Raw genomic sequence first — 18,407 nt, 5'->3', positions numbered from 1 at the left:
ATATATTCTTTTTGCATAGAATGTAAGGAAGGAACGTACAAATTGCATTTTTTATGAACGAAGCATATTGACTGATAGAGGAAGGAAAGAGTGCTTTATATAGGGATTTTTTCTTAAATAACAGGTAGAATTAGAACTTATCCTTTTTAAAATGATGTAAATAGTATATAATTATCAGATAAAAGAAGATATTTTTATCTGTAAATAATTATAATAGATAACAAGAGTGTCATAATGAAAGACAGAAATGGTGTGTTCATATCGAGCGCCAGCATCCTTTCTGCGAATACAATAATGTAAAGGGAAGGTTAATATGAGCGAAAGAGAAACTAACACAGATGTTTTCTTAATTGGTACTGGAATTATGAGCGCAACATTGGGGACACTTCTGAAAGAATTAGTACCTGACTGGAAGATTACAGTATTTGAGAAGCTTGCTAACACTGGAGAGGAAAGTTCAAACGAATGGAACAACGCGGGAACAGGGCATGCGGCACTTTGTGAGCTGAACTATACGGTTGAAAAGCCAGATGGCTCCATCGATATTAGCAAAGCAATTAACATTAACGAACAGTTCCAATTATCCATGCAGTTTTGGTCTTATTTAGTAAACAGTAAGCGCATACATAACCCGAAAGACTTTATTATGCCATTACCGCATATGAGCTTAGTGGAAGGGAAAGAGAATGTAGAATTCTTAAGGAAAAGATTTAAAGCGCTGTCAAACAATCCCTTATTTCAAGGCATGGAGTATTCTGAAGATCCGCAAAAACTGAAAGAGTGGATTCCCCTCATCATGCAGGGAAGGAATATAGAAGAACCGATAGCAGCAACTAAAATTGATTCTGGAACAGATGTTAACTTCGGGGCATTAACAAGGATGTTATTTGATCATTTAGGCAGCAATGGTGTAAAGATTAAATACAAACATAGTGTTAATGATATAAAAAGGACTCGTGATGGCTTATGGGAGCTAACAGTCAGAAATCTTGAGCGAGGAACGGTCGAACGCCATAAGGCTAAGTTTGTCTTTATCGGAGGCGGAGGCGGAAGCTTGCATCTTCTTCAAAAAACCGGTATCCCTGAAAGCAAGCATATTGGAGGATTCCCGGTAAGCGGAATTTTTATGGTGTGCAACAATCCAGCTATCGTTGAGCAGCATCATGCAAAAGTTTACGGCAAGGCAAAGGTTGGCGCACCGCCAATGTCTGTTCCTCATCTAGATACAAGATTTATTGATAATAAAAAATCGCTGTTATTCGGACCTTTTGCCGGCTTTTCACCAAAGTTTTTGAAAACTGGTTCTATGTTTGATTTAATCACCTCTGTGAAGCCAGACAACATTATCACAATGTTATCAGCAGGTGCAAAAAATATGGGATTGACTAAATACTTAATTCAGCAAGTTATGTTATCAAAAGAGCAGCGCATGGAAGAACTGCGAGAATTTATTCCGAATGCAAAACTAGAGGATTGGGATTTAGTAGTAGCAGGGCAGCGTGTGCAAGTGATTAAAGATACCGAGGATGGCGGCAAAGGAACACTGCAATTCGGCACAGAGGTTATCACTGCCTCCGATGGTTCGATTGCAGCATTGCTCGGTGCATCACCAGGTGCTTCAACAGCTGTTCATGTCATGCTTGAAGTAATCCAAAAATGCTTTCCGCAGCATTTTAACGAGTGGGAGTCAAAAATTAAGGAAATGATCCCATCCTACGGTCTATCCTTAATGGAAAACCCTATCCTTTTAGAAGAGGTACATCATGCAACAGCAGAGGCACTTCTATCGAGTGCAAAAGAACCTATTCTTTAGTTGAAAAGCTAGTAGAGATGCTTTCTATCAGGAAAGCATCTTTTTAGTGGAGTTAAGTACTATTCTGGTATATAATGGAATTCTGATATCAGAAAAGATTATGCCAAGGGAAGTTTGGGTAAAGGATTATAAGCTGCAAAGAAACAAAACATTTCATTGGAGGTTAGAGAGATGCCAAAACTTACAGTTGATACAGTCAATAATGCACCAGTTGTTTTAAATTATGAAGACCATGGAAGCGGAAAACCGATTATTTTAATCCATGGCTGGCCGCTGAGTCTCCGTTCATGGGAACTGCAAGTGCCTGCCCTGATTGAAGCAGGGTATCGTGTTATTGCATATGACCGCAGAGGTTTCGGAGGGTCATCTCAACCTTATGAAGGCTATGACTATGATACTTTTGCTAAAGATTTGCATAAATTAATTGAACATCTAGATCTTCAGGATGTTACACTTGTCGGCTTTTCAATGGGCGGCGGGGAAGTGGTCCGCTATATTAGTACATACGGCGTGGAACGTGTGAAAAAGGCTGTATTAGCAGGTGCGGTGCCTCCTTATCTGTATAAAACGGAAGGTAATCCAGAGGGTGCTCTTGATGATGCAACAATTGAAGAGTTTTTGAATGGTGTGCAAAAAGACCGTATCGCTTTCCTTGATAACTTTACACATAACTTCTTTTCTGCAGGAGAAAGAGATGGCCTTGTTAGTGAACCATTCCGTCTTTATAATCGTGATATTGCCGCGTTCGCATCACCGAAAGGTACGCTTGAATGCATTAAAGCATTCTCCTATACCGATTTCCGTGAGGATGTAGCAAAAATCAACATCCCGACTTTAATCATTCATGGCGATTCAGACAATGTCGTTCCATTCGAAGCAAGCGGAAAGCTGTCCCATGATATGATTGAAGGCTCTGAACTTGCCGTCATTGAAGGTGCCCCGCACGGTTTTAATGCGACACATGCAGAGCAGTTTAATAAAGAATTACTTCAGTTCCTTGCTAAATATAATTAATAGTTAAGACAGCAGATACGTTTATCTGCTGTCTTTTTTTTACCGCTAGTTAGAAAGCATTCCTGAGCTTTAAGAAATAAACTACAGCAAAAATAAGCTGTGCAAAAGGAGTTTATATATAAAAATATCTAATCAAAAACAAAGATAAAGCGGCAATATCCTTTTAACAACCTACTACTTATCAAGGATATTCAAGAGCTGATAAAGATACAAACATCCTTAATAAAAAGCAGCTAAAATGTTCAGCAATCAGATTAGAGCAGATTATCACCAACTTTGCTAGTGAAAGAAGAATTGGATCATCAAATTAGCATCTTGCTAAAAGAAATGAAAAGTTAACTTACATAATATAAGACGAAAGAGAGGCATATACTTAAAAATCTGCCTCTCTTTCGTCTTGTTTACCAAATAATTTTGATTTTTTATGTAATTGGAAAAAGAGAATTCTTTCCTAGCAGGATGTAGTGTTTAATTTAGTTGCTGTGATGTGTGGGGCAATTGTTAGAGCGGGCTGGTCAGTGATGCTGTTTTTCTTTTCCACATCTTACACATCTGTCTGAGTAATAGCTGTATTTATGGTTTCTTTTAAAAAAGCAAATAATGGACATTAGCTTCACATTAATCACCTGCCCTTTAGCTAGTTTAGTTTCATTCTATGCGGAGAATATGAACAACTTGTTAATGATTCGTTAATAAATTATAAAAAGACAAGAACTAAAAAACAGAGCAATATATTGCAATAAGGTTGCTTTGTTCCTTTGTGCATATATTGAGGGTTTTGAGAGCAGGTTAAAAGATAATATGTTTATCGGAAGGGACCATGGATGTTAAAGGGAGAGAAATGTGAAGGCCTTGCATGTAAAGTGCGTGGCGCTGATAAGCTTTTCCCCTTTACTTCATGGGATAAGCCAGATAAAGTTTATTGGTTTTGCAGTGAACATCTTAAAGCAGCTGCAGCATTTAGTAATAAAGAGAAACAGGCATTTATGCACTATTACTCCGATCCAGAAAAACGAAAATGGCTTCCGGAAAAGTCACGGCAGCTTTATGAAAAATATAGTAAAAAGATGTAATCGTCGCGCCTTTTGTTCCTTAAAAATACTCAAAACTGTTTAGTACGATACTTTACGGGTATTTAATGAACAAAAAGGAGTTTTAAGGATGAAACTGAAAAGCAATCGTTCCTATTACGCAGTAGCTGGTATTTCTACGGCCATCGTTATAATAGCTGTATTAACTTTATCCTCTAACTCTACTCCAAAAACAACGGCAGAGTCAGTTTATAAAGAGCCGGAAATTATTACAGAAAATAATAGGAAAGTAATAGAAGATAATGATGAAGCAAAACAAACAATCTCTGCAACAATTATCAGCAAAACACAGGATGGGCAACATTTTTCAGCAGTAAATAATTATGATGAAAAGGATATTGTTCTTATTGATAAAACAGAAGCCTTCCAGCAAGGTGATAAAGTATACATCACATTTAAGGAAGAGAAGGTGGATAATATTAAGCTCATTAAACGAGCACCTTAAAATCAGTTCAGCCGATGAGCTGATTTTTCTTTTTACTCTCAAACAAAAAGCATCTTGATATAATAGGAAATATCCACTTAAAGGAGATTAGTATGATGGAAAAGTCTATTATTATTGCAAGAGGCGGAGAACAGCAAAGCAGGCTGGAGACTTACTTTCAGAAGCTAGGAGCAAAGACAATGTCCTTCCCTATTTTGAAAAGCACGGAGCAAGAGTTACCTATTGAGGTATTTTCATTGATTGCGAAGAAACATCGGTTGATTTTTTTAAATCCAACAAGCATCCAAATCTTTTTCAGGCAATATACAAAGAGCGGCATAACAGCAAACCTTCCAGAGCAAATCGAATATTTATCAGAGAAATCAAGAAAGGTATTAGAGGCAAGAGGAATAAAAGCAAATCTTGCTTCCTATCAGAAGGAGCAACCCGCTGTTCTCCTTGGGCATGATTATCAGCACAGCAACGTATACTCCGAAGATGATTTACTTATACATACACATCATATCGGACTAGACTTCTCTTTTGAAAAAGAAATGAGTAAAACGCTGAACGAAACAGATTGGCAAACAGTCATTTTCCCTAATATGCTGTCTATTGATTTCTTTGTAAAGTATTGTAAGACGGTAGCAGATTTTGATTATACGCAGCTTGCACTTGCTACAGTTGGGAAAAAGGTGCAGGAGTATGCTTTTGTGCACGGTTTTAGCAAAATTGATTCAGAAATACAGGCTGAACTCTTAAAAGGTGACTGGAAAAATCTATAACAAAAAATGCCCTAGTCTTAAATAGACCGGGGCATTTTTCGCTTACTTCTAATTAGCCTAGATAAGATACACCGATGATGATCAAAAGAATAAATAGAACAACGATTAGTGCAAAGCTGTTGTTATACCCTCCACCATTTTCTTCATAACCTCTTGACATGCCTCTCACCTCCGAACATCAGGTATACAACATCATATGAAGTTCTGTAAAAGAGGAAATGGACAAGAATACAGATTAGGATGAAAAGGAGAAAAATGAGCATTCTAACTAGTAGAACTAAGAGAAATGTGGAATGGAGGTGAACATACTTTGAATACGGAGCAATCGATAAAAACATTAAATAAGTTTCTACAAGGACAATTCATGGGAATTCATGCATATGAGCATTTTATTGAGAACTTAGAAGATACGTCCTTAAAGCAGTCCTTTTCAGACATATTAACAGAACATACGAAAAATGCCCATATCATTTCTGACAGAATTCACCAACTAGGAGGAGAACCAGTCACGAATGAAGGGGTAGTCGGCAAGGCAGAAAGCTTTATCGGCAATTTATTTGATCCAGACAATGGGGATGAAGTGATTATTAAACATGCCATTAAGGGTGAAAATTTGTACGGAATAAAAATGTCTGAACAGCTTGTTCGCAATAAACTTGATGAGGACAGCCTTCAAATAGTTCATCAAGTTTTAAATAAGGACCGTGAACATGTTGATTATTTAAAATCATTAATACATTAAGCTCTTAAAGAAACACTAGAAGGCAGCGAAACTGCATTTTAGTGTTTCTCCTGTTTTACAGTGAAATTTTTATCAAGGAATATTTGGAAGCCATAGTTCAGCATAGAATAAGCAAAGGCCGTATAAAACAAAAATATTGGTTTCACTTTTTTTAGTTTATATAATCCGATTTTATTTAGAAAATAATGTAAAGGAAAAGCAAACAGTAAATCAAACACTAAGTTGAAAATGGTATAGATCCAAAACCTTCCGTAAGTAAAATGAAACGTCCATAAATTTGCTGCGAAAAATGGACCGAGAATAAACGTCAAGGCATTGTTCGTTGCTGATTTTTTCCCGCCTTTTACCTTCCACAATTTATATGTTCGGCCAATCATGTCTTCAATTAACAGGACGGCAGTAGAAAAAATCGTTACTGGCAAAAATTTAAGAAAAGATTTTCTTGGCAAAAAAAAGATTGTTGACCATGACAAGAGTATCATGCCGCATCTTATAAATAGCGTGACCATATGAAAGACTCCTTTTTTCACAAAAAATGTATAATTAATTTGGTGAAAAATCCATCTTCTAAGCATTAGCTTTTGTCAGCACGTCCTTCTTTATGTAAATTATGAAGGTTTTTTGTAAAAATAGTGATAGCAGTTCCTAATCACCTCATAACATTTTATAATAAGAGAGGAAGAGTCCGTTTATTAAGTAAGGGGGAATTTATGATGAAAAGAGTAGCAGTGTTTTGTGGTTCAAGCAATGGCAGTTCTCCTATTTACGTACAAGCAGCAAAAGAATTAGGAATGGAGCTAGCCAAAAGAAAGATAGAGCTAGTTTATGGAGGTTCAAGCATCGGATTAATGGGCAGTGTTGCTGACGCTGTATTAGAAGCAGGAGGTACAGTGATTGGCGTGCTTCCTGAGTTTCTTGAAAACAGAGAAATTGCACATAAAGGATTAACCGAATTGATTACTGTGCAATCGATGCATGAGAGAAAAGCAAAAATGACCGAGCTGGCGGATGGATTTATCACATTGCCAGGCGGTGCTGGAACAATGGAGGAGTTTTTTGAAATTTTCACATGGGCACAGCTTGGATTGCACCAAAAACCATGCGGCATTTTGAATACGAATCATTATTATGATCCATTAGTCAAGCTTATTAACCATATGGCTGATGCGGAGTTTCTGCAGGAGAAATACAGAAGTATCACTATAGTCGAAGAGGACCCTGCTGTAATAATTGACAGGTTTCTTACATATAATCCCCCTAGTATTAAGACATATATTACGGAAAAACAAACTTGAATTCAGCAGTTAAGAGGTGAAATAATGACAGATTTACGATATCCAATTGGACAATTTACTTGGAATGATGAATACACAGAAGATGTGATTGCCTCCTGGCTTGATGATATCGAGCAGTTGCCTGCACAATTGCATCAAGCTGTAATTGACCTTACTGATGAGCAATTAAATACACCGTATCGTGAAGGAGGCTGGACAATACGGCAAGTTGTCCATCATGTTGCAGACAGTCATTTAAACGCATATACTCGCTTTAAGCTTGCTGTAACAGAGGATAGACCGGTCATTAAACCGTATGCCGAGGATAAATGGGCTGAAACGCCTGATTCATTTTTGCCGGTTGATGTTTCCTTACAATTACTAGCTTCCTTGCATTTGCGGTTAATACAATTACTTCGGTCTTTATCACAAGATCAGTTAGACAGAGCCTTTCTTCATCCAGAGTCTGGTGAAGTAACATTAAAAAGAAATATCGGAATTTATGCATGGCACGGTAAGCACCATCTTGCCCATATCACAAGCCTAAAGAAGCGGCTAGGCTGGTAAATGAAAAAAGGATGCAAAAGCCATGAGCTTTTGCATCCTTTCTATATTTTTTTATCTGTTGTCCACTTTTTCTGGATACAGATCGTGGTTCATAAGACGGTGTGTAGCCATTTCTTCAAACTTCGTGCCAGGCTTGCCGTAATTGCAGTATGGATCGATTGACAATCCACCTCTTGGTGTGAATTTGCCCCATACTTCGATATATCTAGGATCTAATAATTTAATTAGATCGTTCATAATAATATTAACACAGTCTTCGTGGAAGTCACCATGATTGCGGAAGCTGAACAAATACAGCTTCAATGATTTACTTTCCACGATTTTTTTGTCCGGAATATAGCTGATATACATTGTAGCGAAATCCGGCTGTCCAGTAATTGGCTCTGCGATAAAACGCAGGTGGACTATATCATATACATATATTCTTACGGTAGAATATAAGCATCCTCGCGCTTCCATCCTGATTGGATGTACTCTACTTCCTTCTTCAAGCAGTACTTTTACCCGATTCCTGTTTGAATGGTTTCGATAGTCTCTGCACCTTCCTCTAGTTTTTAGAGGCTTGGCTCAGGATTAGAATTTCCTTCCTTCCCTGAGTTCACGAGGTTTAAGCGACAGTGTTTCCACTGAAGTGTGCCCTTATTGACACAAGCTGGTAAATTCTGGACAGTTGAACTTAACGAAATAATCTCTGTTGACATGCAAGTTGTCTACAGACTCTAATATTTCTGGATTGTATTCGTAAAGATAGGTTGTTCCTTGGTTACCAAGTAAAGTTAAATCCTCAAGACCTTCTTCATGTTTTCTGCCTGACATTTTTCATCTCTCCATTTCATTTATGCGTTACACTCGAGAATAGCAATCTATAGATATGGCCGGTTTTTTAAGCAAAATAAAAGCCACATCCTTATGGACATGGCAAGCTCACCTGTATCCATAGTTTTTTATAGAGGGTATCTGCTATGAACCTCTTGGATTATCATGTACAGCCATATATTATAGCAAAATCACAATAACGTCAATATAACTGCCGAAACACTGCATGAAGCAAAATCAAACTCCATTTTATTAATTTTTTCAGTAAATTGTTCATATACATTAGTGACTAGATGGGTAGAGACGTACAAATTACTGCCTTTTCTTAAAGGAGGTATAAAATACTTGCATATAATTGGAAAGAGCGTATTGCGTAAGGAATCGAAAAGCAAAGTCACCGGTTATGCCCACTATACTGCTGATACAACAACAGGAGAAGCGTTGTTCGTAAAGCTTGTCAAAAGTAAATATGCACATGCCAATATATTAAAAATAGATGAAACGAAAGCGCTGCAGCAAAAAGGAGTGCGTGCAATAGTCTTGGGAAAAGGCTTGCCTTATGTCGGAGAGGAAGTCCGAGACAGGCCGCCGCTTGCGTACAGCAAGGTTCGTTACGCTGGTGAAGTGGTTGCCCTAATTGTTGCTGATTCGTATGACGCAGCAAATAATGCTGAGGTGCTGCTTGATATTAAGTATGAGCCGCTTACAGTCGTAAATTCGCCGCTCACAGCCATTCAAGCAGATGCTCCGCTCATTCATGAGGGCATAGATAAATACGATAAAGATCCAGGAATATATCCAATTACAGGGACAAATATCATTAATAAAACGAAAATCCGCAAAGGCAATATGGAAAAAGGCTGGGCCGATTGTAGTGAAATAGTGGAAGCGTCTTTTTCTATCCCAATTTCAGACCATAGTGCGATGGAAACAAGAAGCGCCACTTGTGAAATTATGCCTGACGGAGACGTACGGATTATGACGAGTTCCCAGGCACCGTATATGGTCAAAAAAATCCTCAGCAGAGACTTTCATATCCCAACAGGAAAAATTGTTGTGCAAACTCCATTTGTCGGGGGCGGCTATGGGGGCAAGGCCTCGGTGCAGCTTGAAATATTTGCTTATCTTGCAAGCAAAGCAGTTGGTGGCAGGCTCGTTAAGTTAGTTAATACAAGAGAAGATGATTTTCTTGTATCTCCTGTTCATATCGGTTTAGAAGCAAAAGTAAAACTTGGCTGTTCTGCAGACGGGAAGCTGCAAGCGGCCGAGCTTGAATATATTTTTGATGGCGGAGCTTACGGAGATAAATCTCCTCATTTGACAACGGCAGGGGCAGTTGACTGCACTGGGCCGTATAAAATAGACAATATATTTTGTGACAGCTTATGTGTGTACACAAACCATCCATATGCAGCACCATTTCGCGGTTTTTCACATGGTGAGGTTCATTTTGCCTTCGAGCGGGGAATGGAATTACTGGCGAAAAAGCTGAAGATGGACCCACTGATGTTCAGGCAGATTAATGCGATTCGCCCAGGAGATCAAACGCCAACAAGAGTGGTGTTAACCAGAAGTACTGTCGGCAATGTGGAAGCATGTATTAGTCGCTTGAGACCATTGATTGGCTGGGAAAAGGGGCAGGTTGAACGAATAGGGGAGCATGTGCTTAGAGTAAAAGGAATCAGCTGCAGCTGGAAAAACTCCACTATTGGTCCTGATGCAGCATCAGGTGTTGTGCTTACCTTTAACTCTGACGGCAGCATTAACCTTATGTCAGGTATAGTAGAGATTGGCACAGGCACGAAAACGGTGCTGGCACAAATACTGGCAGAAGTGATGAAGATGGATATAAATGATATATATGTGCGAATGACAATTGATACACAAACAGAACCAGAGCATTGGAAGACAGTGGCAAGCAGAGGAACATTGATGGCAGGCAGAGCAGTGCTAGCTGCTGCAAATGATGCTATTCAACAGTTGAAATCCATTGCTGCAACAGTAATGCGTGTGCCTGCAGATGATCTCGAGGTCGGTTATAAAAAGGTGTATCTGCGAGATAATCCTGATTCCTTCTTGGATTTCAAAGATATTGTGTACGGTTATGTTTATCCGAATGGCAATGCAATCGGCGGGCAAATTGTAGCAAGAGGAAAATATATTTTGAGAGGCTTAACAAATTTAGATCCAGAGACTGGGGCAGGAAACCCGGGCCCTGAATGGGCAGTTGCAGCTCATGGAGTCGAAGTGGATTTTAATACGAGAGAGTGTACATATCGAATTCGCAAGGCTGTAACTGTAATGGATATTGGTGAAGTTCTAAATTTCAAGGCCGCAGTCGGCCAAGTAAAGGGAGCCATGAGTATGGGGCTGTCATGGGCGGCCAGGGAGGCATTTTATTTTGACAAAAACGGCAGGATTCTTAATCCCCAATTGCGGACATATCGGCCCATCCGGTTTGGTGAACATCCAGAATATATCGCTGACTTTGTCAAAACTCCTCATTTAGAAGCACCATTTGGAGCAAGGGGAGCAGGCGAGCATGGTCTTATTGGCATTCCTGCAGCTTTAGCTAATGCGCTGTCATTGGCTGCAGGAGTAGAGCTAGTTAGACTTCCGCTCATTCCTGAGGAAATTTGGAGAACAAAAAGGGAGACTGCCAAAAATGATCTTTGATTATTTCAGACCAGAGCGATTGCTGGAGGCGACGGAATATTTCACAGAAAGGCGGAAGGAAGGAGGAATTCCGCTGTTTTTTGGGGGCGGCACAGAAATAATAACGATGCAGCGCCTGCATGAGATAACACTTGACACAGCGATAGATATTAAAGCTATAGATGCTGTCAACATCCATGATATAGTGGAAGGCTATGTTGCGATTGGGGCGGCAGTGACACTGACAGAAATTCAGAACAAAAACCTTTTCCCTCTGCTGACAGAGGTCAGCAAAGAGGTTGCAGACAGAACAGCACGCAATAAAATTACGCTCGGCGGCAATATTTGCGGCAATATCTTTTATCGGGAAGCTGTACTTCCCCTTCTTTTAGCAGACAGTCTGATTGTAACAGCAAAAGAGCGGGACATTAGGATGGAATATATTTCGGCAAAATTTAAGCAGAAAATGCTATTAGAGGAAGGGGAAGTCTTTGTCCAAGCCTTTGTGGAAGAAAAGTATCGAAAGCAGCCGTTTTATACTAGAAAGAAACGACAGCAATGGGAAACTGGTTATCCGTTGATTACAGCTGCAGCATTAAAGGTCGACCAAAAAATACGGGTTGCTTTCAGTGGATTATGTGCATTTCCATTTCGTTCAAATGAAATGGAGGCTGCACTAAATGAAGCAGAATTAAGTGCAGAGCAAAAAATAAATAAAGCAATTCAAACTGTGCCAGGCGAAATTCTCGATGATGTGGAAGGTTCTCGTGAATACCGGTTATTTGTGCTTAGAAATCTGCTCGAGGAAATCTTACAAAGCTTGGAGAGGATGTAGCATGCATATACCAGCAAAAAAAACATTAATAAAGCTGTTTGTTAATGGGGAGGAAAAACAGGTCGCTATTGTTCCAAATAAAACACTTTTGATGTTGATCAGAGAGGAGCTTCATTTAACAGGCAGCAAACCAGGCTGTTTAAATGGTGATTGTGGTGCATGTACGATGCTTGTCGACAATGAGCCTATGAAATCATGTCTTATGCTTGGAGTTGAAGCAATCGGCAAGGAAGTTGTAACAGTAGAGGGTCTGCATGAAGCTCCTATCCAAAAAACCTTTATGGAGCAATTCGCCTTTCAATGCGGTTATTGCACCACAGGGTTTATTATGAATGCCCATGCCCTGACACTTGTGCCTGATCCTTCAAAAGAGCAGATACGTGAATGGCTGTCATCCAATATTTGCCGTTGTACGAGCTACGAGGAAATAGAGCAGGCAGTTATTCAAGCGATGAACATAACAAGGGGAGGGCAGTAGCCCTCCCTTATTTTTATGGAAGTCCGATCTCATTTAGCGGATATATGCGCAAAACAACCTTGCCAATAACAGATTTGTCACTTATAAAGCCGAAATCTCTGCTGTCTTTACTTTTAAGCCGGTTATCTCCGAGCACAAACAGACTGTTGTTCGGAACAGTTTTCTCACCAGTTTCCTCTTCAAGTGTAAAGTCGCCAGTCAGCTTTGCTGTGGTTGCTCCTAGCTTATTTTCCTTTAAATAGAATTCTGTGTATGCCTTGCCGTTAATGTATAAAACGTCGTCTTTCATTGACACCGTGTCTCCTGGAAGGCCGATAACCCTTTTGATGTAATTTGCATCCTGGTCAGGTGCATGAAATACTATCATATCAAAATGCTCAATATCACTGATTTTGCTCAAGATAACTTTATTGCCGTCCTCGAAAGTCGGAGACATGCTTTCACCATGAACTACACTTGGACTAAACAGAAAGTTCCTGCAAATTACTACAATAATAAAGGCAAAAACAAAGCACTTTAGCAAAGAATAGAGTTCTTGCTGCCATCGTTTTTTCATCTATATTCTCCTAATATTTGTTATATATATATTCTAACTAGAAAAGAATTGGAAATCAATGATATGATAAAGAGTAATGATAACAATAAAGATTGGACGAGCGTGTTATGACAGAAGAATGGTTGAAAGTATTTGACGAGAACTATGCAGCAAAGGGGGTAGCAACAAGAACAGATATTCATACGCAAGGACTATGGCATGAAACGGTTCATTTCTGGCTGATGACGAAAATCAACAGCAAACATTATGTATTTCTGCAAAAGAGAAGCAAAAGCAAAAAGGATTATCCTAATCTTTATGAAATTACAGCTGCTGGACATTTATTAGCAACAGAAAGCCCGGCAAATGGAGTGCGCGAGCTTCAAGAGGAATTAGGCTTTTTTAGTGTAAATAAGGATCAGTTACATAAGCTCGGAATTGTCAAGAATATCATTCATACAGACCGATTAACAGATAATGAATTTAGTCATATTTATGTATATTTCGTGAATGATAATATTTCTTTCCATTTACAAGAAGAGGAAGTTTCAGAAATGGTAATAACCGAGTTTGAATGCTTTTATAATTTTTGTACAGGTACAAGAGCAGAAATGGAAATTTACCCTTGGCAAGCTGGAGCAACTAAAAGCAAGGAGAGTTTAAAAATAGGGAAAGACAAGTTTGTTCCCCATCAAGATTCTTATTTTAAGGAAATTGCAGCATTGCTTAAGGGGTATTTACACAAATAAAAGGTCAGCTTACAGCTGACCTAAAGGGAAGAATTGTTAAGATTGCAGCATTTCTCTACCTTTATCACGGAAGGAAGGATCTGCAGTATGTTCCACTGTAAACTTCCCATTTTCATAGGAAACTACAGACACACAGCAATTATCATGATGTGGGAAGGTTTCTAATTTTGCAACAGACATGATAAAGTAACCAATTGTCACACCATGAGAAAATAGCAGGATGTTACCGCCTGTGTCCTTATGTTTTGCAATGATTTCTTCTACCGCGGCTTTTGTTCTTGTTAATAAATCGGTAAATGATTCTCCTTTTGGTACTCTGAAGTCAATATCAGACATAGAGAATATTCTCTCTAATATATTGCCGTGCTCTGAAATGATCTCTTCCTCTAACAATGATTCGAGAACACCGAAATTCATTTCCTTCAGACGTGCATCTGTTGATACAGAAAGCTCTCTTTCACCTAATGCAAATTTAGCTGTGTCAAGCACTCGCTGGCTTTCACTTGCATAGACCGCTTTAAAATCAATGGAAGCAAGACCGGCACCTACTGCTTTCGCCTGCTGTATACCTTTGTCGGTTAAAGGGGAATCACAAAACCCTTGCATTCTTTTTTCGATATTGTATTGTGTTTCTCCGTGACGTACGAAGTACAGAGTTAATTTAGTCATTTAGTATGTATTCTCCTATCATTATATTTCAAACATAATCTTACTGTTCATATATTCTTTATATCAGAGCAGAATACCTTCCATTACCGAAATATTTGCAGCAAAAAAACAAGAGTTCTATAAAAAATGGAGATAGAACTCTTGTTTTTAACAGGTCTTATTTGTCTTTTTTATGAAGCATATCCTCTTCTTTTGTTTCCAGCATACCCCATAAGCCATTTATTTCTTGCTCATCCATATCAACGCCTAATTCTGCTTGCTGTCTCGCCAGTTTTTGTTTTAATTCTTCATTTTGGCTGTTATTGTTGTTTTCCAAAACAAATCACCTCGATTGTAGGATGCCAGCTTTTTATCATTTATATGCACTCGCTATGTGCTGTCTTTTAAGCTCTGGATTAGCTCCTTTTTTATCCCTAAAAATAATAGTCGTAAAAATATGCCGAGGAAGATAAAGCCGAAAAAAGAATAGCTATGTTTCCAGACAGGTCCAAGCATAAACATTTTCCAAGCAACAAATAACGGTTCAAATATGTATGAAAACAAGACAGCCCAAATGATGGTACCCGCAATAAACGTTTTCCATTTATTTGTATACTGATATACAAGCATAGCAGTAATCGGAATCATCACAAGATCCGCTGGTATTAATGGCGGTATCCATGGGAGTAGCTTGTCCGGATAGCTCCAAAGCATCATTTCAGTCCCAATAATATCTAAGACAATAGAAAAGCACCCGCATAAAAGCCCATATGTGAAAATCTCGTAAAAACGGTTTTTATTCACTAATTTCCACCAAATAAAATAGGGAAGTATGGTGGCACAAACAAGTATCCACCACTGAATAGAAAATAGATCATGGTGAAACCAATGGTTTAATGTCATATCGGCGAGATTTTTTTTCGCCTCATTAATCTCTGTATGTGTCGGCATGTCATGAATAAGGAATATCATGTTCACTCACCACTCATATAGTTTAGTAAGCCAGCTTATCAGTTACCAGGAAAATTAAATTAGGCGTGTTAAGCCAATTTACAGCGTGAATATTTTTTTATTATTGCTCTTACCTCTGTAAATTATGATTCCAATTGGGAAAAACCTTTTTACTGCATATAAGAATATGTCATTGGAAAAGATATGCAAAAAAGGGAGTGAACGAAATGAAACTTGGAAAACAGATGAAGACCTATCTGCAAGGTGCATTTTTTCTAATGTTTATGGGCTCCATTGTTATTCTCAGCTACGTAATCGGTTTTAAAGATTTTAAGGAAGTGCTTGGTTTATAGACTAAGCGCTGATATCTCTAGTCTGTAATGAGATAAGTCACCTGCTAATAGGATGGAATATAGGAGGTAGAGTCATGGGTGTCATTAAAGCGACATCTGCAGATATTGATTTGCTTGCAAGACTTCTCAGGGCAAAAAGCAGAATGCGAAAATATCTACAATACTTTTGTTTGAAATAGAAAGAGCGGAGCCAATTGCCGGCTGCGCTTTTTTTGTATAGAAGTTTGACGTTTGAAAAAAAGGGGCACAGAATGGTATATTTGAATTTATTGATAAATGAAAAAACTTTGGGGGATTTATATGTCATTAGAGAATGTTGTAACACACTTTGCAAAGTGGGAGAAAGAAAAGGAAATCATGGAATTTCAAACATCAAGCGCAACCGTGCAAGAGGCAGCAGATACTTTAAATGTAGAGCCTGCCAGAATTGCTAAAACACTTTCCTTTCGAAAAGGAGAAGAGGGTGTGCTTATTGTAGCTGCAGGTGACGCTAAAATTGATAATAAAAAATTCAAGGCTGCTTTTTTAGAAAAACCTCGCATGCTCACAGCTGATGAAGTGTTCCAAAAAACAGGCCATATGATTGGCGGTGTCTGTCCGTTTGGACTGACAACAAACATGGACGTTTACTTAGATGAATCATTACAGCGTTTCTCTTCCGTATTCCCTGCGTGTGGCAGCAGCAATTCGGCAATTGAACTGACATGTGATGAGTTGTTCCTGTATGGAAACGGGAAAGGCTGGGTAGATGTCTGCAAAGGTTGGAGAGAAGAATGAGAGAGACAATAATGAACAAGCTGAAAGAGCTAGAACAAGAGCATGCTATTAAAATTTTGTACGCCGTGGAAGCTGGCAGCAGAACACAGGGTTCATTTTCTTCTGACAGCGATTATGATGTTCGGTTTATCTATATGCACAAGAAGGAATGGTACTTGTCATTAGACAAAAAAAGGGACAGTCTGGAAGATAAGACTGGAAATTTGGATATAAGCGGCTGGGAGCTGGCTAAAACTTTAAGACTTTTGCGCAAATCAAATATATCACTTGCTGAGTGGCTTCAATCGGATATCGTGTATATAAGAGATAATCAATTTGAAAGCGAACTGCTGGATCTATACAAAAAGGCATTTAATACAAAAACAGCCTTTTATCATTATCTCCAGCTCGCAAAGAATAACCGGAAAGACCTTGAACAAAAGCCGGGGACAATAAAGCTTTATTATTATTGCTTGAAATCAATTCTTGCATGCAAGTGGATTGACAGAAATAAAGAAATGCCTCCAAATGATATCCAGCAACTGCTCTTTGAGGTTAACGACAATGGCGCACTTCATTCTGAAATCACTAAGCTGATTAATAAGAAAGCCAGTGGAGATAAGCAAGAAGTTATTTATCCCATTCTTAATCATTTTATAGCAGAAGAATTAAAGCTTCTTCAATTAACAGCAGATACAATGCCTGTAAGCATCTACAATGAAAGAGAAATCACTTTAACACTGGACAGCTTCTTTCGAAAAATACTCAACATCCATGATTGGCATTAATAAAAATTAAAGGAGACTATTCATAAATTAGTAATTAGAAATAGTCTCCCAAATAATATCCTTGTGCCTGCTAAACAAGGCTCAGTATTACAGGCAGCTCTTTTTTTACAGCCTTTTAACACACTATGGAAAAAAGATTGAGGGTCTTAACAGTCACTTTAGACTAGTTTATATAACAGCAGGCAGGACAGAAATCAACAAGAGGATATCGGACAGTATCAGCTTTTTGACTGTGGGGTTATTACAGACAAGATATTCGCGGTTCAAATGCTGCAGCTCTTTAACGAACATCCTAATCTCTAAATCATGCATTACATCACCTTTTATCATTTGATAGTAGAAATTTACCCCCATTTACAGAGAGTAAACACTAATCAGCGGGAACATATCCAATAAAAAGAGATGTCGACCACTAAGGACGACATCTCTTTTTATTGGATATGGCGGTATACGCCAATAACTTTTCCAAGGATGCTTACATGACGAAGGACAATTGGCTCCATCGTAGAGTTTTCCGGCTGAAGACGAATCGAATCCTTTTCTTTAAAGAAGCGCTTGACTGTCGCTTCGTCATCTTCTGTCATTGCGACAACAATTTCTCCGTTATTAGCGGAATTCTGTTGTCTTACAATTACATAGTCACCGTCAAGTATCCCTGCTTCAATCATACTTTCTCCCATAATTTCCAACATAAATACTTGTTCATCACTTGGAGCAAGTCTTTCAGGAAGAGGAAAATACTCTTCTACATTCTCAATCGCTGTGATTGGTAAACCTGCAGTTACCTTACCGACAACAGGAACATTGATAATGTTGTATTTTGGTATATTGTTTTCTTCCAAGTCTAGTATTTCAATTGCACGTGGCTTTGTAGGGTCTCTTCTGATTAGGCCTTTGCTTTCCAATCTTGCCAAGTGCCCGTGTACAGTTGAACTTGAAGCAAGTCCGACAGCTTCCGCAATTTCTCTTACGGATGGCGGATAGCCTTTGAGGCGGACTTCTTCTTTTATGTATTCCAATATATCTAGTTGTCTTTTAGATAGCTTTTGCATTGTATGCACCTCGACTATTATTTCTTACAGCTAGTATAACATGGAATAAATATCGATACAAACATAAGTTCTGATTTTTTT

At 38.6% G+C, this 18,407-nt stretch carries 23 protein-coding genes and 2 pseudogenes; 15 read left to right on the top strand and 10 right to left on the bottom strand.

Annotation, left to right across the window (positions count from 1 at the left end; all coding sequences use genetic code 11):
- Window positions 1-313: 313 nt before the first annotated feature.
- The 5 genes from M3600_RS18560 (at window position 314) to M3600_RS18540 (ending at window position 5,127) form a co-directional block, all read left to right on the top strand.
- Window positions 314-1,813 (top strand): malate:quinone oxidoreductase, encoded by a 1,500-nt coding sequence (locus tag M3600_RS18560; RefSeq protein WP_233314089.1) that lies wholly within the window; start codon window positions 314-316, stop codon window positions 1,811-1,813.
- Window positions 1,814-1,984: 171 nt separating this feature from the next.
- The gene (locus M3600_RS18555) at window positions 1,985-2,827 is read left to right on the top strand and encodes an alpha/beta fold hydrolase (protein ID WP_233314088.1); all 843 of its coding nucleotides are present in this window, start codon (window positions 1,985-1,987) and stop codon (window positions 2,825-2,827) included.
- A gap of 824 nt (window positions 2,828-3,651) precedes the next feature.
- Window positions 3,652-3,900, top strand: a complete 249-nt coding sequence (locus tag M3600_RS18550; RefSeq protein WP_251647023.1) for a hypothetical protein — start codon at window positions 3,652-3,654, stop codon at window positions 3,898-3,900.
- Between the two features lie 88 nt (window positions 3,901-3,988).
- A complete protein-coding gene (locus M3600_RS18545; protein ID WP_233314085.1) occupies window positions 3,989-4,363 on the top strand; it encodes a hypothetical protein in 375 nt (124 codons plus the stop codon).
- Window positions 4,364-4,455: 92 nt separating this feature from the next.
- Window positions 4,456-5,127, top strand: a complete 672-nt coding sequence (locus M3600_RS18540) for a hypothetical protein (protein WP_251647022.1) — start codon at window positions 4,456-4,458, stop codon at window positions 5,125-5,127.
- A 52-nt stretch (window positions 5,128-5,179) separates the two neighbouring features.
- On the opposite strand, the gene M3600_RS18535 is transcribed toward M3600_RS18540, so the two are convergent.
- Window positions 5,180-5,287 carry a YjcZ family sporulation protein gene (locus M3600_RS18535; RefSeq protein ID WP_233314083.1) on the bottom strand — a complete coding sequence of 36 codons (108 nt, stop codon included), beginning with the start codon at window positions 5,285-5,287 and terminating at the stop codon, window positions 5,180-5,182.
- Window positions 5,288-5,437: 150 nt separating this feature from the next.
- Here M3600_RS18535 and M3600_RS18530 point away from each other — a divergent pair, with 150 nt between their 5' ends.
- Window positions 5,438-5,869 (top strand): DUF2383 domain-containing protein, encoded by a 432-nt coding sequence (locus M3600_RS18530; protein ID WP_233314082.1) that lies wholly within the window; start codon window positions 5,438-5,440, stop codon window positions 5,867-5,869.
- Between the two features lie 38 nt (window positions 5,870-5,907).
- Here the strand turns inward: M3600_RS18530 and M3600_RS18525 are convergent, their stop codons facing one another.
- Window positions 5,908-6,378 (bottom strand): hypothetical protein, encoded by a 471-nt coding sequence (locus tag M3600_RS18525; RefSeq protein ID WP_251647020.1) that lies wholly within the window; start codon window positions 6,376-6,378, stop codon window positions 5,908-5,910.
- 204 nt (window positions 6,379-6,582) lie between these two features.
- Between M3600_RS18525 and M3600_RS18520 the strand changes: the two genes are divergently transcribed.
- Both M3600_RS18520 and M3600_RS18515 read left to right on the top strand, forming a co-directional pair.
- On the top strand, window positions 6,583-7,164 hold the full coding sequence (locus M3600_RS18520) for an LOG family protein (protein ID WP_233314763.1): 582 nt from the start codon (window positions 6,583-6,585) through the stop codon (window positions 7,162-7,164).
- Window positions 7,165-7,188: 24 nt separating this feature from the next.
- On the top strand, window positions 7,189-7,710 hold the full coding sequence (locus M3600_RS18515; RefSeq protein WP_233314080.1) for a YfiT family bacillithiol transferase: 522 nt from the start codon (window positions 7,189-7,191) through the stop codon (window positions 7,708-7,710).
- A 51-nt stretch (window positions 7,711-7,761) separates the two neighbouring features.
- On the opposite strand, the pseudogene queF reads toward M3600_RS18515, so the two are convergent.
- Window positions 7,762-8,091 (bottom strand): annotated as a pseudogene (queF, locus tag M3600_RS18510) (preQ(1) synthase); the annotation flags it as partial.
- A 264-nt stretch (window positions 8,092-8,355) separates the two neighbouring features.
- Window positions 8,356-8,526: pseudogene (locus M3600_RS18505) on the bottom strand (preQ(1) synthase); the annotation flags it as partial.
- A gap of 345 nt (window positions 8,527-8,871) precedes the next feature.
- Here M3600_RS18505 and M3600_RS18500 point away from each other — a divergent pair.
- Genes M3600_RS18500 through M3600_RS18490 form a run of 3 tightly spaced genes read left to right on the top strand, consistent with a single transcriptional unit; the run spans window position 8,872 to window position 12,494 of the window.
- Window positions 8,872-11,202: a xanthine dehydrogenase family protein molybdopterin-binding subunit gene (locus M3600_RS18500; RefSeq protein ID WP_251647018.1), complete on the top strand. Its 2,331-nt coding sequence runs from the start codon at window positions 8,872-8,874 to the stop codon at window positions 11,200-11,202.
- Window positions 11,192-12,016: an FAD binding domain-containing protein gene (locus tag M3600_RS18495; protein WP_233314078.1), complete on the top strand. Its 825-nt coding sequence runs from the start codon at window positions 11,192-11,194 to the stop codon at window positions 12,014-12,016. Before M3600_RS18500 ends, M3600_RS18495 begins: the two co-directional genes overlap by 11 nt.
- Window position 12,017: 1 nt before the next feature.
- Window positions 12,018-12,494, top strand: coding sequence for a (2Fe-2S)-binding protein (locus M3600_RS18490; protein WP_251647016.1), 477 nt, complete (start codon window positions 12,018-12,020; stop codon window positions 12,492-12,494).
- A gap of 13 nt (window positions 12,495-12,507) precedes the next feature.
- Here M3600_RS18490 and lepB read toward each other — a convergent pair whose 3' ends face one another.
- A complete protein-coding gene (gene lepB, locus M3600_RS18485) occupies window positions 12,508-13,050 on the bottom strand; it encodes a signal peptidase I (RefSeq protein WP_233314076.1) in 543 nt (180 codons plus the stop codon).
- 107 nt (window positions 13,051-13,157) lie between these two features.
- Between lepB and M3600_RS18480 the strand changes: the two genes are divergently transcribed.
- Window positions 13,158-13,778, top strand: a complete 621-nt coding sequence (locus M3600_RS18480) for an NUDIX hydrolase (protein ID WP_251647015.1) — start codon at window positions 13,158-13,160, stop codon at window positions 13,776-13,778.
- A gap of 36 nt (window positions 13,779-13,814) precedes the next feature.
- On the opposite strand, the gene M3600_RS18475 is transcribed toward M3600_RS18480, so the two are convergent.
- The 3 genes from M3600_RS18475 to M3600_RS18465 form a co-directional block, all read right to left on the bottom strand.
- Complete coding sequence (locus M3600_RS18475) at window positions 13,815-14,447, bottom strand: histidine phosphatase family protein (RefSeq protein WP_233314074.1); 633 nt, start codon at window positions 14,445-14,447, stop codon at window positions 13,815-13,817.
- Window positions 14,448-14,604: 157 nt separating this feature from the next.
- The gene (locus M3600_RS18470; protein WP_233314073.1) at window positions 14,605-14,763 is read right to left on the bottom strand and encodes a DUF4021 domain-containing protein; all 159 of its coding nucleotides are present in this window, start codon (window positions 14,761-14,763) and stop codon (window positions 14,605-14,607) included.
- Between the two features lie 53 nt (window positions 14,764-14,816).
- A complete protein-coding gene (locus M3600_RS18465) occupies window positions 14,817-15,398 on the bottom strand; it encodes a CBO0543 family protein (protein ID WP_251647014.1) in 582 nt (193 codons plus the stop codon).
- A gap of 206 nt (window positions 15,399-15,604) precedes the next feature.
- Here M3600_RS18465 and M3600_RS29005 point away from each other — a divergent pair, with 206 nt between their 5' ends.
- The 3 genes from M3600_RS29005 to M3600_RS18455 all read left to right on the top strand — a co-directional run bounded on the left by M3600_RS29005 (window position 15,605) and on the right by M3600_RS18455 (window position 17,274).
- Window positions 15,605-15,730, top strand: coding sequence for a hypothetical protein (locus M3600_RS29005; RefSeq protein ID WP_267913293.1), 126 nt, complete (start codon window positions 15,605-15,607; stop codon window positions 15,728-15,730).
- A gap of 300 nt (window positions 15,731-16,030) precedes the next feature.
- Window positions 16,031-16,507, top strand: a complete 477-nt coding sequence (locus M3600_RS18460; protein ID WP_237942282.1) for a YbaK/EbsC family protein — start codon at window positions 16,031-16,033, stop codon at window positions 16,505-16,507.
- Window positions 16,504-17,274 (top strand): nucleotidyltransferase domain-containing protein, encoded by a 771-nt coding sequence (locus tag M3600_RS18455; protein ID WP_251647013.1) that lies wholly within the window; start codon window positions 16,504-16,506, stop codon window positions 17,272-17,274. Before M3600_RS18460 ends, M3600_RS18455 begins: the two co-directional genes overlap by 4 nt.
- 168 nt (window positions 17,275-17,442) lie before the next feature.
- Here M3600_RS18455 and M3600_RS18450 read toward each other — a convergent pair whose 3' ends face one another.
- Window positions 17,443-17,586, bottom strand: coding sequence for a hypothetical protein (locus tag M3600_RS18450; protein ID WP_233314069.1), 144 nt, complete (start codon window positions 17,584-17,586; stop codon window positions 17,443-17,445).
- A 119-nt stretch (window positions 17,587-17,705) separates the two neighbouring features.
- On the bottom strand, window positions 17,706-18,326 hold the full coding sequence (lexA, locus tag M3600_RS18445; protein ID WP_233314068.1) for a transcriptional repressor LexA: 621 nt from the start codon (window positions 18,324-18,326) through the stop codon (window positions 17,706-17,708).
- Window positions 18,327-18,407: the final 81 nt, after the last annotated feature.

It is taken from the genome of Niallia sp. MER 6 (assembly GCF_023714395.1).
Classification (GTDB): Bacteria; Bacillota; Bacilli; order Bacillales; family Cytobacillaceae; genus Niallia.
Note: the sequence above shows the minus strand (reverse complement) of the source record. Positions and strands in the feature narration are given on the sequence as shown.